Genomic DNA, 12,765 nt, shown 5'->3' with positions numbered 1-12,765 from the left:
CGAGCCAAATGCACAAACTCTGTACGAAGTTGCATGGTGGATGCCTCTTGCCAGGACACAGGTCATCTCCTTGATGATGAGCAATGTGCCTATTAGAAAGTGTCCACCATGTCTCCGAACACCTGTCCACCATGTGTCCGGTACATACAGGGAGAGGGCTAGGGTGAGGGGGGCTTTTGATTTTTCAGCACAAGGGTCAGCCCAGCAACTCGCTCATGGCAATGATCTGCTCTGCCACTTGAATCAGCTTCTGCTGGCGGCTCATGGCCTGGCGGCGCATCAGGGTGTAGGCCTCCTCTTCGTTGCAGTCCTTCATCTTCATCAACAACCCCTTGGCCAGTTCGATGCGCTTGCGCTCGGCCAGTTGCTGGTCACGGGCCTGCAATTGCGCGCGCAAGGCCTGGTCGCTCTCGAAGCGCGCCATCGCCACATCGAGTATCGGCTGCAGACGCTGTGCGTGAATGCCTTCGACGATGTAGGCGCTGACCCCGGACTTGATCGCCTGACGCATCACCCCTGGGTCATGTTCGTCGGTAAACATCACGATCGGCCGTGGCTGGTCGCGGCTGACCAGCACCACTTGCTCCATGACATCGCGGCTCGGTGACTCGGTATCGATCAGGATCACGTCCGGGCGCACCGTTTCGACGCGCGCGGGCAAGTCGATGGTCAGGCCGGACTCGTCGATCACTTCGAAGCCGGCCTCGGTCAGCGCCGCTTTCAGGCGGCCGACTTTTTTCGCGGTGTCGTTGATCAGCAGAATGCGCAACATGTTCGCGGTCTCCTGTCAGCGCTGGGCGAGAAGCGGGGCGGCGTCGTTCAGGGCATGCAGTTTGAAACTGCGTGCATAGCCCGCCGGATCGCTGCCGTCCCAGACCTTGCCGTCGAGCAACTGGCTGCTGCGCAGGTCTGCGCAGGAAGTCGCGACACCGACAGCACTCGCTGCCTCGCGGTACAGATCCAGACGTTGAACCTGACGGGCGACGGCCAGATAGTCCGGATCCTCGCGCAACAGACCCCAGCGACGGAATTGGGTCATGAACCACATGCCGTCGGAAAGGTAGGGAAGATTGACCTCGCCCTCGCCATGAAAACGCAGCGCATGCGGATCCTGCCAGCGATTGCCGAGGCCATCGGCGTAGTCGCCCATAAAGCGCGGTTCGATGCACGCGGCGGGAGTGTCGAGGTATTCCGCAGCGCTGAGCAATTGTGCGGTGCTGCGGCGGTTTTCCGGGCTTTCTTCAATAAAGCGGCTGGCCTCGAGAATGGCCATGACCAGGGCGCGCGCGGTGTTGGGATACTGCTCGACGAATTCACGGGTGCAGCCGAGGACTTTTTCCGGGTGGTCGGGCCAGATGCTCTGGCTGGTCGCCAAGGTGAAGCCGAGATCCTGTTGCACGGCGCTGGCCGCCCACGGCTCGCCGACGCAAAAGCCGTCGATGCGCCCGGCTTGCAGGTGCGCCACCATTTGTGGCGGCGGCACCACCACGCTGTCGACGTCCTGCAACGGATGAATGCCCTGGCTCGCGAGCCAGTAATAAAGCCACATCGCGTGAGTGCCGGTGGGGAAGGTCTGGGCAAAGGTCAGTTTTGCGCGGCTTTGGTGCACGTGCCGGTCGAGCGCTTCAGGACTGTTCACGCCAGCCTGTTGCAAGCCATGGGACAGGTTCAGGCTCTGGCCATTCTGGTTCAGGCCCATCAGCACCGTCATGTCGGTCGGGGCGATCCCGCCGATGCCCAGGTGCACCGCATAAATCAGCCCGTACAGGCTGTGCGCGGCATCCAGTTCGCCGCTGACCAGTTGGTCGCGCAGGTTGGCCCACGACGCCTGCCGCTTGAGGTTCAGCGTCAGCCCGTAGGGCTGGGCGAAGCCCTGGGTGGCGGCGACCACCACCGAGGCGCAGTCGCTCAGTGCCATGAAGCCGAGATTGATCGCGCTCTTTTCTGGCGCATCGCTGCCATTGACCCAGGCCAGAGGCCCCAAGGACGTTTCGTTCATACGCTACCTCAAAAAAAACGTCGTCCCGGATTCTGCGCAGGCAAACCCGTGGACGACGCCATTGTCCTGGCCTGCGCGCCGTCATTGGTCGGCAGACTGATAGGCAGGCCGGTGCAAGGCATATGCCAGTCGCCTGATTCGTGCAGGCGCCTCGCGCCGGGGGGCGATGCCCGGCTATAATCGCCGCCTCTTTTCGCCGCCCGAGTCATTGCCGCCCATGTACACCCTGGCCCGTCAGCTGTTGTTCAAACTTTCCCCGGAAACCTCCCACGATCTGTCGCTGGATCTGATCGGCGCGGGTGGGCGTTTGGGCCTTAACGGCTTGCTGTGCAAGGCGCCGGCGAAGATGCCGGTGACAGTGATGGGGCTGGAGTTCCCGAACCCGGTGGGGCTGGCCGCTGGTCTGGACAAGAACGGCGCGGCCATCGATGGCTTTGCGCAACTGGGTTTCGGTTTTGTCGAAATCGGCACCGTCACTCCGCGTCCGCAGCCGGGCAATCCGAAACCGCGAATCTTCCGCCTGCCGGAAGCCGAGGCGATCATCAACCGCATGGGTTTCAACAACCTCGGTGTGGATAACCTGCTGGCGCGGGTTGCTGCGGCGAAATACAAGGGCGTGCTGGGGATCAATATCGGCAAGAACTTCGACACCCCGGTCGAGCGTGCGGTCGATGATTACCTGATCTGCCTGGACAAGGTCTACGCCCACGCCAGCTACGTCACCGTCAACGTCAGCTCGCCAAACACCCCGGGCCTGCGCAGCCTGCAGTTCGGTGATTCGCTCAAGCAATTGCTCGCGGATCTGGCGACGCGCCGCGCCGAACTGGCCCTGCGTCACGGCAAGCATGTGCCACTGGCGATCAAGATCGCCCCGGACATGACCGACGAAGAAACCGCGCAGGTTGCCCAGGCGCTGATCGAAACCGGGATGGACGCGGTGATCGCCACCAACACCACCCTGAGCCGTGTCGGCGTCGAAGGCATGGAACATGGCGACGAGGCGGGCGGTCTGTCGGGGGCGCCGGTGCGTGAGAAGAGCACCAACACCGTGAAAGTGCTGGCGGGCGAGTTGGCCGGGCGTTTGCCGATCATTGCCGCGGGCGGGATTACCGAAGGCAAGCACGCGGCGGAGAAAATCACTGCCGGCGCGAGCCTGGTGCAGATCTATTCGGGCTTCATCTATAAAGGCCCGGCGCTGATTCGCGAATCGGTGGATGCGATCGCCGCGTTGCGCAAATAACACCGGTTCCCGTAGGAGCTGCCGAAGGCTGCGATCTTTTGATCTTGATCTTGATTTGAAAAGACAAGATCAAAAGATCGCAGCCTTCGGCAGCTCCTACAGGTTCTGTGTGCGGCACAAAATCTTCAGGCAATAAAAAGGGCTCCTCGAAGGAGCCCCTGGGCCGTAGCCCGCCGTCCGGGAGGGACGTGCGTGGTTAATTCAATGCAGATTCAGATTGTCGTGTCGGAATAAATGCCCTGTGTCAGCCGACGGCGTGAAGTTCGTTGAGTCTGTGGATTCCCGCAGTGCCGGTCATACCGTCCCAGTTGTCGCCGCGTCCTTCTCGCCAGCCGTTGATCCAGGCTTGACGTACCGACGGTAGAGTAAATGGGCAAAGCTCACGGGATTTGCCACCAACGCCATATTGATATCCGCGCAAAAATGCTCTTTCCAACGGATCACGCTTAAGTCTTCTCATAGGGTGTTTCCCTCACTTGTTGACTGTAGTGTCGCGTTGACCTCAATTGAGGTCTGGCAGAAAAAACCTGCCATCGTGCGGCTCGCTGCCGGCGTGGCGAGCCAAGGTGTTGACGCCGTTGCGACGTCAACCTGTGCTCAGTTCTAACCAATGAGTCACATCGAGGGAATGATCGTTTTGTCATAAGCACGTAACGGAAAGGATGCTATGGCGATAAGTAACCGCGTATTTATTCAACGATCATTGCGCAAACCCCGGTATGATCGGCGCCCCGCTGACCCAGCAGGTTAATCCTCAAGTGAGAATGACCCACGTTTGCGCTTGGGTACTATTCGACGAAGGGTCGCTTTGGGTCTTTTTGTTTCACCAACTTTTTTATCTGTCCCGGCATCTAAGCTCTTTTAACCCGAGCAGCGGGGATGGAACGGCACACCTTCGTGCCACGCGGGCGCTCTTTCAGAAAAGCGCCTGATTGAAAACCGGGTCGGCAATGCGTTGCCGGCCCACTAGCCAAAGGCTCTGGAATTACCATGTCCGATCGTTTCGAACTCTTCCTCACTTGCCCCAAAGGCCTTGAAGGCCTGCTCATCGAGGAAGCCGTCGGGCTTGGCCTTGAAGAAGCGCGCGAGCACACCTCCGCCGTGCGTGGCATGGCAACCATGGAAACCGCCTACCGCCTGTGCCTCTGGTCGCGCCTGGCTAACCGGGTGTTGCTGGTGCTCAAGCGTTTCCCGATGAAGGACGCTGAAGACCTCTACCACGGCGTGCTCGACATCGACTGGCAGGATCACATGCTCAGCGACGGGACCCTGGCCGTCGAATTCAGCGGCCACGGCTCGGGCATCGACAACACCCACTTCGGCGCGCTGAAAGTCAAAGACGCCATCGTCGACAAACTGCGCACCCCGCAGGGCGACCGTCCGTCGATCGACAAGCTCAATCCGGACCTGCGCATTCACCTGCGTCTGGACCGCGGCGAAGCGATTCTGTCCCTCGACCTCTCCGGCCACAGCCTGCACCAGCGCGGCTATCGCTTGCAGCAGGGCGCGGCGCCGCTGAAGGAAAACCTCGCGGCGGCCATCCTGATCCGTTCCGGCTGGCCGCGTATTGCCGCCGAGGGCGGCGCGCTCGCTGACCCGATGTGCGGTGTCGGTACGTTCCTCGTTGAAGCGGCGATGATCGCCGCCGACATGGCGCCGAACCTGCGCCGCGAGCAGTGGGGCTTTACCGCGTGGCTCGGTCACGTGCCGGCGCTGTGGAAAAAACTTCACGAAGAAGCCGTCGAGCGCGCCGCTGCCGGTCTGGCCAAGCCCCCGTTGTGGATTCGTGGTTATGAAGCCGATCCGCGCCTGATTCAGCCGGGTCGCAACAACGTTGAGCGCGCCGGCCTCAGCGAGTGGATCAAGATCTACCAGGGCGAAGTGGCGACCTTCGAGCCGCGCCCGGATCAGAACCAGAAAGGTCTGGTGATCTGCAACCCGCCGTACGGTGAGCGTCTCGGTGACGAAGCCAGCCTGCTTTATCTCTACCAGAACCTCGGCGAGCGTCTGCGTCAGGCCTGCCTGAACTGGGAAGCGGCGGTGTTCACCGGCGCGCCGGATCTGGGCAAGCGCATGGGCATTCGCAGCCACAAACAGTATTCGTTCTGGAACGGCGCGCTGCCGTGCAAGCTGTTGCTGATCAAGGTTTTGCCCGATCAGTTCGTTACTGGCGAGCGGCGCACCCCGGAACAGCGCCAGGCCGAGCGCGAGCAAGCGGCTTACGACCAGACCCCCGACGAGCCGCAAGAGCGCAAGTTCAACAAGAACGGCAACCCGATCAAGCCAACCCCAGTCCCGGCGCCGGTGATCGAGCAGCCGCGCCTGAGCGAAGGCGGGCAGATGTTTGCCAACCGTCTGCAAAAGAATCTCAAGGCGATGGGCAAGTGGGTCAAGCGCGAAGGCATCGATTGTTACCGCGTTTACGATGCCGATATGCCGGAATACGCAATGGCGATCGACCTGTACCACGACTGGGTGCACGTTCAGGAATACGCCGCGCCGAAATCCATCGACCCGGAAAAAGCCTCGGCGCGTATGTTCGATGCGCTGGCGGCCATTCCGCAGGCGTTGAACGTCGACAAGAACCGCGTGGTGGTCAAGCGCCGCGAGCGCCAGAGCGGCACCAAGCAGTACGAGCGTCAGGCTGCGCAGGGCAAGTTCGTCGAGGTCAATGAAGGTGGCGTGAAGCTGCTGGTCAACCTCACTGACTACCTCGACACCGGCCTGTTCCTCGATCACCGGCCGATGCGCATGCGCATTCAGAAAGAGGCGGCCGGCAAGCGCTTCCTCAATCTGTTCTGCTACACCGCGACCGCCAGCGTGCACGCGGCCAAGGGCGGCGCGCGCAGCACCACCAGCGTCGATTTGTCGAAGACCTACCTGGATTGGGCCCGGCGCAATCTGTCGCTGAACGGCTTCTCGGACAAGAACCGTCTGGAGCAGGGCGACGTCATGGCGTGGCTGGAAAGCAGTCGCGACGAGTACGACCTGATCTTCATCGACCCGCCGACGTTCTCCAACTCCAAGCGCATGGAAGGCATCTTCGACGTGCAACGCGATCAGGTGCAGTTGCTCGACCTGGCGATGGCGCGTCTGGCGCCGGGTGGCGTGCTGTATTTCTCCAACAACTTCCGCAAGTTCCAACTGGAAGAGAACCTCGCCGAGCGCTATGCGGTGGAGGAAATCAGCGCGCAGACCATTGATCCGGATTTCGCCCGCAATACCAAGATCCATCGCGCCTGGAAAATCACGGCTCGTTGACAGTCTTGCCGGTTGGATCCACAGAGCGTTGATTTTTAACGGCTCGGTGGATCCAGCGGTGCTGGCTAAATTAGTGGCTAATAGCTATAACTCACACACCGCCAATGGGGTCTTTCCCGGGAATCTGGCGGAGTGAGTCGTGCTTATGCCGTTGCACCCCGTGCGCCCGAAAATCCTCGGTTTCATCAGCGAAGACGTGTCAGCCTGGCTGGTCGTGTTGCTGGTATGGCTTGCGGGTGGAATTCTCACCGGGCTGCTGGCGTGGGGCACACATAACCAGTTCCAGCAACAATCGCGTCAGCGCTTTCAACTGCTGGCCAACGAACGCTACAGCCGCATCGCCGAACGCTTTCAGGATCAGGAGCAACGTCTCGACGGTCTGCGCCGGTTCTTCACCAACTCCGAATCGGTGTCGCGCGCCGAATTCGACGGCTACTCCCGACCTTTGTTGTTGCGCACCCAAGCTTATACCTACGCCCCGATAGTCAGCGGCGCCGACCGGACTGCTTTTGAACAACGGGTGCGTGAAGAAGGCCTGAGCACCTTTACCATTCGCGAGCTGGACGACAAGGGCGAGTTGCGACTGGCCGAGTCGCGCGACGAATACGTGCCGGTTCTCTATACCCAGACCCAGAGTCGACTGGCGCCGCCACTGGGTTATGACTTGCTCGCCCAACCCTTGCGCCGCGAAACCCTGCAACGCGCCGACCGCCTCGGCAGTCTGGTCGTGTCGCAACCGATGCATCTGGTCGGAATCGAGCCGTCCTACGCGCGTGGGGTGTTGTTGCTGGCGCCGGTCAATCGCCAGGGCGAGTCGCAGCCGTTCGGTTATGTCATGGCGGTGATCAGCATGCGTCAATTGCTCGCCGACGGGTTGCCGGACGCCTTGCACGATTATCTGTCGGTGCGCATTCTCGATCTGTCGGTCCATGACCAGCACGAGGCGCTGTTCGAATCGACCAACGAGGCGGTACCCGGCGATCTGGCGGCGACGCGTTTGCTGCGCATGGCCGATCACGACTATCAGGTCGATATCCTGCCAAGCTACGCGTTCATGCAAGCCAATCATTCTTCGGTGGGTAGCGTGATCATTCTGGGCGGTTTGCTCAGCCTGCTGCTCAGCGCATTGCTGTACGTGCTGGTGAGTCAGCGTCAGCGTGCGGTGCGCCTGGTGCAGGTGCGCACCCAGGAACTGCACGAGCGCGAGCAGGAACTGCGCGGTACTCATGGCCAGTTGCGCGGCGTGTTGAATGCCGCCACTCAGGTCGCCATCATCGCCACCGATCTGCGCGGTGTGATCAACACCTTCAACCCCGGCGCCGAGCAGATGCTGGGCTACAGCAGCGCCGAGGTCGTCGGGCGGATGACCCTGGAAAACCTGCATTTGCCTCGGGAACTGGCCGCCCGTGCTGCCGAGTTGGGTGCCCGTTACGGAAAAAGCATCCCGACCTGCCACGCCATGCTTGTCGAGGGCGGCGAAGTCGGCGGCCATGAAGCACGCGAGTGGACGCTGGTGCGCAGCGATGGCAGTCATCTGCCAGTGAACATGCTCGCCACGCCGGTGCTGGATGAGCAGGGCCTGTGGGTCGGCCACCTGGCGATCTGCATCGACATCACCGAGCGCAAGCGTGTGCACGAAGTGCTGGCAGCACGCGACACGTTGCTGAAGAAGCTCAGCGCCCATGTTCCCGGTGGCATCTACCAATTCAAGATGGAATTCGACGGGCGCTTCAGCGTGATCTATGCCAGCGATGGCATTCGCGAGATCTACGAACTGGAGCCGGATGTCCTGCTGCTCGACTCCGAGGCAATTTTCAGCCGCATTCACCCGCAGGACGCGATTCGTGTGCGCAGCTCAATCCGCGAGTCGGCGGAAAATCTCAGCCCGTGGCGTGAGGAGTACCGCGTGCAACTGCCTGAACGCGGCCTGCGCTGGGTGCGCGGCGAGGCGACACCGGAGGAGCTGCCGGGTGGCGGGGTGCTGTGGCACGGCTACATCTCGGACATTTCCGACCTCAAGCGCGTGGAAGAAGAATTGCGTGCATTGTCGATCACCGATTCGCTGACCGGCATTCACAACCGCCGCTATTTTCAGGAGCGCCTGACCACCGAAATGGCTCGGGTCGAGCGTGGCGGCGGCGAGTTGTCGGTGATCATGCTCGACATCGACCATTTCAAACGCATCAACGATCACTACGGCCACGCCGTCGGCGACCGTGTGCTGCAAGCGGTGTGCGAGCGGATCGGCCATCGCCTGCGCCGCACCGACGTGTTCTGCCGCTTGGGCGGCGAAGAGTTCATGGTGCTGTGCCCGGACATCGACGGCGAGCACGCGTACATGCTGGCAATGGAATTGTGGGAAGGCCTGCGCAGCACGCCGGTGGACGTGGTTGGCGTGGTCACCGCCAGTTTCGGCATCGCCAGCTGGCGCCCGGGGGAGGGCGCGGATGCGTTGCTGTTGCGCGCGGACTCAGGGGTTTATGCGGCGAAGCAGAATGGCCGGGATCGGGTTGAGCGGGAGTTAGGTTAGATCAAAAGATCGCAGCCTTCGGCAGCTCCTACAGGGTTATGCGGACACCTGTAGGAGCTGCCGAAGGCTGCGATCTTTTGCTTTGGAGGGTTACAAGACCGAAGCGGTCTGCGGCAGTTTCGGCTGTTTGTACAGATCCAGCAGCACCTGATCGAGCACCGACGAGGCGCCAAACGGGGCCTTGTCGTTGAGGATCGCAACCACTGCCCAAGTGTTGCCGTTGACGTCACGGCTGAACCCGGCGATCGCGCGCACGGTGTTCAGAGTACCGGTCTTGACGTGGGCTTCGCCGCGCATCGCCGTGGTTTTCAGACGTTTGCGCATGGTGCCGTCGGTACCGGCAATCGGCAGCGAACTGATGTATTCGGCGGCATACGGACTGTGCCAGGCGGCCTGCAGCATGTTGGCCATTTCACGTGCGCTGACCCGCTCGGCCCGCGACAGGCCAGAGCCGTTCTCCATCACCAGATGCGGCGCGGTAATGCCTTTCTTCGCCAGCCACTGACGCACTACGCGCTGCGCCGCCCGGGCGTCATCACCGTCGGCATCGTTGCGAAAACGCTGGCCAAGGCTGAGGAACAGCTGCTGAGCCATGGTGTTGTTACTGTATTTGTTGATGTCGCGGATGATCTCGGCCAGATCCGGCGAGTACGCGCGGGCGAGCAACTTGGCGCTGCTCGGCGTTGGCGCCAGACGATCCTTGCCCTGGATACTGCCGCCCAGTTCCTTCCAGATCGCGCGCACGGCGCCGGCGGTGTAGGTCGCGTGGTCGAGCAGCGACAGGTAAGTCTGTGAACTGCAGCCTTCGCCCAATTGGCCGCCAACGGTCACGGTCACGCTGCCATCGGCCTGCGGCACCGGGTTGTAGCGCACGCCGCCGGTGCATTGCTTGGAGGGCAGCGCCTTGACGGTGTTCTCGATGCGAATGCTGGCAATCGGCGGTTCCACCGAAATCAACACCCGGCCCCCGTCATTGCGCGCAACGAAGCGCAGGGCCTTGAGGTTGACCAGCAACGAATCGGGCTTGACCAGGAACGGCTTGTTGTCGTCGTTGCCGTCATCGTTGAATTCCGGCAATTGCGGCTGCACGAAGAAATTGCGGTCGAGGATCAGATCGCCGGTGATCTGGGTCACGCCGTTGGCGCGCAGGTCGCGCATCAGCAGCCAGAGTTTTTCCATGTTCAGCTTCGGGTCACCGCCACCCTTGAGGTACAGGTTGCCGTTGAGGATGCCGCCGCTGAGGTCGCCATCGGTGTAGAACTCGGTTTTCCACTGATGGTTGGGGCCGAGCATTTCCAGCGCCGCGTAAGTGGTGACCAGTTTCATCGTCGAGGCCGGATTGACCGAGACGTCGGCGTTGTACACGGTCGGCGTGCCCGGACCGTCGAGCGGCACCATCACCAGCGACAGCGCGGTGGGCTGCAGCTTGCTGGCCTTGAGGGCTTTTTCGACGTTCGGGGTAAGGGAAGTGTTGATGGTGGCAGCGGAGACAGGCAGGGCCAGAGGCAGAAGAAGGCCGGCGAGAAACAGTGGACGCAACGATTTGATCATATGCAATAAAACCCTGCAAAAGAGGGGGAAAAAGACGAGGACATGGATGAAAAGGCCCTCAGTGGTCATGAAAGTGTCGGCATTATGCCCCAAGCTGTTACGGCTTGTGCCGTATCGAGGACGGCCAATCGGTTATTTTTTTACAGGCGGTCGGCCGCAGCGGCCAGAGAGTCGGGCAATCGCCGGCTTAAACTGGTAAAGTGCCGGCCGTTATTACTTAAGAGGATTGTTCCAATGGCGACTAACCGTTCCCAGCGTCTGCGCAAAAAACTGTGCGTTGATGAATTTCAAGAGCTGGGTTTCGAACTGAACCTGGACTTCAAAGAAGACTTGTCCGAAGAAGCCATTGACGCTTTCCTCGAAGCATTCATCAAAGAAGCCATGGAAGCCAACGGTCTGGGTTATGTTGGCGGCGACGACTTCGGTCTGGTATGCCTGCAGAAGCGTGGCTCGGTCAACGAAGAGCAGCGCGCTGCCGTTGAAGCCTGGCTGAAAAACCGCTCCGAGCTGACCAAATACGAAGTCAGCCCGCTGCTGGACGTGTGGTATCCGGAAAAGCCGATCAACGCGGCGAAGTGATACTGAAAAACGGCGACCTTCGGGTCGCCGTTTTTTTTCGTCGATCAAAAGATCGCAGCCTCGTTGCACTCGTCAGCTCCTACAGGGGAACGCGGTCTCCTGTAGGAGCTGCCGAAGGCTGCGATCTTTGCTTCTAGGCTTTACGCCAATTCAAAATCACCAGCGTCACCACCCCCGCAACGATCCCCCAGAACGCCGAGCCAATGGAAAACAGCGTCAGCCCCGACGCGGTGACCATAAAGGTGATCAACGCTGCTTCCCGTTCCTTCGCCTCGCTCATGGCGATGCTCAAACCATTGATGATCGAGCCGAACAGTGCGAGCGCGGCAATCGACAGCACCAGTTCTTTCGGCAGCGCGGCAAACAGGGCCGCCAACGTCGCTCCGAACACCCCGGCAATCCCGTAGAACACCCCGCACCACACCGCTGCGGTGTAGCGCTTGTTGCGATCTTCATGGGCATGCGGGCCGGTGCAGATCGCCGCGCTGATCGCCGCGAGGTTGATGCCGTGGGAGCCGAACGGCGCCAGCAACAGCGAGGCGATGCCGGTGGTGGTGATCAGTGGCGAGGCCGGGACGTTATAGCCATCGGCACGCAGCACGGCGATGCCGGGCATGTTCTGCGAGGTCATCGCCACCACGAACAGCGGAATACCGATGCTGATGGTCGCGGCGAGGGAGAAGTGCGGCGTGGTCCAGACCGGGGTGGCCACCTCCAGGTGAAAGCCGTTGAAATCCAGCAACCCCATAAAGCCCGACAGCGCAGTGCCGATCAGCAGCGCCGCGAGCACGGCATAGCGTGGCGACAGGCGTTTGACCAGCAGATAGGTGAAGAACATCCCCAGCACCAGCCCGGTACGGTGTTGCGCGGCGACGAAGATTTCGCTGCCAATCTTGAACAGAATCCCTGCCAGCAGAGCTGCCGCCAAAGAGGCCGGGATCTTTTTCACCAGCCGTTCGAAGCTGCCGGTCAGGCCGCAGATCGTCACCAGTACCGCGCAGGTAATGTAGGCGCCGATCGCCTCGCCGTAACTGACGCCGCCCAGGCTGGTGATCAGCAACGCCGCGCCGGGGGTCGACCAGGCAATGGTGATCGGTGTGCGATAGCGCAGCGACAGGCCGATCGAGCACACCGCCATGCCGATCGAGATCGCCCAGATCCACGAGGAAATTTGCCCGCTGCTCAGCCCGGCCGCTTGCCCGGCCTGGAACATCAGCACCAGCGAACTGGTGTAGCCGGTCATCATCGCGATGAAACCGGCGACGATGGCGGAAGGCGAAGTGTCGGCCAGAGGGCGCAGGCGGGCGTGGGTGGCGTCGGTCATGACGGCGGTGTTCCTTATACCAATGGAGATGTCCGCCTCAACACGAATCCCTGTAGGAGCTGCCGAAGGCCGCGATCTTTTGACTTTGATTTTGAGAAGCAAGATCAAAAGATCGCGGCCTTCGGCAGCTCCTACAGGGCCGGTGGTGTTAAAGCAGCGGATTCTGCGATCAAGCCTAAACTCAAACCTTACGAATCGTTGCAATACAGCCGCAGGCGCAAACAGCCGTACAGTCGTGTTGCCACCATTCATTGTGTACAATCGCGCTGTTTTTTACGCGA

General features: G+C 61.1%; 9 protein-coding genes. 4 read left to right on the top strand and 5 right to left on the bottom strand.

Annotation, left to right across the window (positions count from 1 at the left end; all coding sequences use genetic code 11):
- Positions 1–196: 196 nt before the first annotated feature.
- Together AC0Z4S_RS20435 and AC0Z4S_RS20430 are read right to left on the bottom strand one after the other, a co-directional pair.
- The gene (locus AC0Z4S_RS20435) at positions 197–772 is read right to left on the bottom strand and encodes an ANTAR domain-containing response regulator (protein ID WP_007916390.1); all 576 of its coding nucleotides are present in this window, start codon (positions 770–772) and stop codon (positions 197–199) included.
- Between the two features lie 15 nt (positions 773–787).
- Positions 788–1,999 carry a CmpA/NrtA family ABC transporter substrate-binding protein gene (locus tag AC0Z4S_RS20430; RefSeq protein WP_485624386.1) on the bottom strand — a complete coding sequence of 404 codons (1,212 nt, stop codon included), beginning with the start codon at positions 1,997–1,999 and terminating at the stop codon, positions 788–790.
- Positions 2,000–2,216: 217 nt separating this feature from the next.
- Here AC0Z4S_RS20430 and AC0Z4S_RS20425 point away from each other — a divergent pair, with 217 nt between their 5' ends.
- Positions 2,217–3,239: a quinone-dependent dihydroorotate dehydrogenase gene (locus AC0Z4S_RS20425; RefSeq protein ID WP_460117789.1), complete on the top strand. Its 1,023-nt coding sequence runs from the start codon at positions 2,217–2,219 to the stop codon at positions 3,237–3,239.
- Positions 3,240–3,483: 244 nt separating this feature from the next.
- Here AC0Z4S_RS20425 and rmf read toward each other — a convergent pair whose 3' ends face one another.
- Positions 3,484–3,699 carry a ribosome modulation factor gene (gene rmf / locus AC0Z4S_RS20420; RefSeq protein ID WP_003223300.1) on the bottom strand — a complete coding sequence of 72 codons (216 nt, stop codon included), beginning with the start codon at positions 3,697–3,699 and terminating at the stop codon, positions 3,484–3,486.
- A 530-nt stretch (positions 3,700–4,229) separates the two neighbouring features.
- Between rmf and rlmKL the strand changes: the two genes are divergently transcribed.
- Positions 4,230–6,500 (top strand): bifunctional 23S rRNA (guanine(2069)-N(7))-methyltransferase RlmK/23S rRNA (guanine(2445)-N(2))-methyltransferase RlmL, encoded by a 2,271-nt coding sequence (gene rlmKL / locus AC0Z4S_RS20415; RefSeq protein ID WP_485624385.1) that lies wholly within the window; start codon positions 4,230–4,232, stop codon positions 6,498–6,500.
- Between the two features lie 145 nt (positions 6,501–6,645).
- A complete protein-coding gene (locus AC0Z4S_RS20410) occupies positions 6,646–9,030 on the top strand; it encodes a sensor domain-containing diguanylate cyclase (RefSeq protein WP_485624384.1) in 2,385 nt (794 codons plus the stop codon).
- A 90-nt stretch (positions 9,031–9,120) separates the two neighbouring features.
- On the opposite strand, the gene dacB is transcribed toward AC0Z4S_RS20410, so the two are convergent.
- The gene (gene dacB, locus AC0Z4S_RS20405) at positions 9,121–10,581 is read right to left on the bottom strand and encodes a D-alanyl-D-alanine carboxypeptidase/D-alanyl-D-alanine endopeptidase (protein WP_253500633.1); all 1,461 of its coding nucleotides are present in this window, start codon (positions 10,579–10,581) and stop codon (positions 9,121–9,123) included.
- A gap of 234 nt (positions 10,582–10,815) precedes the next feature.
- Here dacB and AC0Z4S_RS20400 point away from each other — a divergent pair, with 234 nt between their 5' ends.
- A complete protein-coding gene (locus tag AC0Z4S_RS20400; protein ID WP_016773843.1) occupies positions 10,816–11,160 on the top strand; it encodes a YggL family protein in 345 nt (114 codons plus the stop codon).
- Between the two features lie 133 nt (positions 11,161–11,293).
- Here AC0Z4S_RS20400 and AC0Z4S_RS20395 read toward each other — a convergent pair whose 3' ends face one another.
- The gene (locus AC0Z4S_RS20395) at positions 11,294–12,484 is read right to left on the bottom strand and encodes a benzoate/H(+) symporter BenE family transporter (protein WP_485624383.1); all 1,191 of its coding nucleotides are present in this window, start codon (positions 12,482–12,484) and stop codon (positions 11,294–11,296) included.
- Positions 12,485–12,765: the final 281 nt, after the last annotated feature.

This window comes from Pseudomonas sp. 1L-B-1-E-C1 (assembly GCF_057291835.1).
This window is presented reverse-complemented; position numbering and strand designations above follow the sequence as displayed.

What these genes read in the sequence shown, in the direction of transcription:
- AC0Z4S_RS20400 (WP_016773843.1), top strand. Translation starts at nt 10,816, where the DNA reads ATGGCGACTAACCGTTCCCAGCGTCTGCGCAAAAAACTGTGCGTTGAT.
- AC0Z4S_RS20410 (WP_485624384.1), top strand. Translation starts at nt 6,646, where the DNA reads ATGCCGTTGCACCCCGTGCGCCCGAAAATCCTCGGTTTCATCAGCGAA.
- AC0Z4S_RS20395 (WP_485624383.1), bottom strand. Translation starts at nt 12,484, where the DNA reads ATGACCGACGCCACCCACGCCCGCCTGCGCCCTCTGGCCGACACTTCG.
- rlmKL (WP_485624385.1), top strand. Translation starts at nt 4,230, where the DNA reads ATGTCCGATCGTTTCGAACTCTTCCTCACTTGCCCCAAAGGCCTTGAA.
- AC0Z4S_RS20430 (WP_485624386.1), bottom strand. Translation starts at nt 1,999, where the DNA reads ATGAACGAAACGTCCTTGGGGCCTCTGGCCTGGGTCAATGGCAGCGAT.
- rmf (WP_003223300.1), bottom strand. Translation starts at nt 3,699, where the DNA reads ATGAGAAGACTTAAGCGTGATCCGTTGGAAAGAGCATTTTTGCGCGGA.
- AC0Z4S_RS20435 (WP_007916390.1), bottom strand. Translation starts at nt 772, where the DNA reads ATGTTGCGCATTCTGCTGATCAACGACACCGCGAAAAAAGTCGGCCGC.
- AC0Z4S_RS20425 (WP_460117789.1), top strand. Translation starts at nt 2,217, where the DNA reads ATGTACACCCTGGCCCGTCAGCTGTTGTTCAAACTTTCCCCGGAAACC.
- dacB (WP_253500633.1), bottom strand. Translation starts at nt 10,581, where the DNA reads ATGATCAAATCGTTGCGTCCACTGTTTCTCGCCGGCCTTCTTCTGCCT.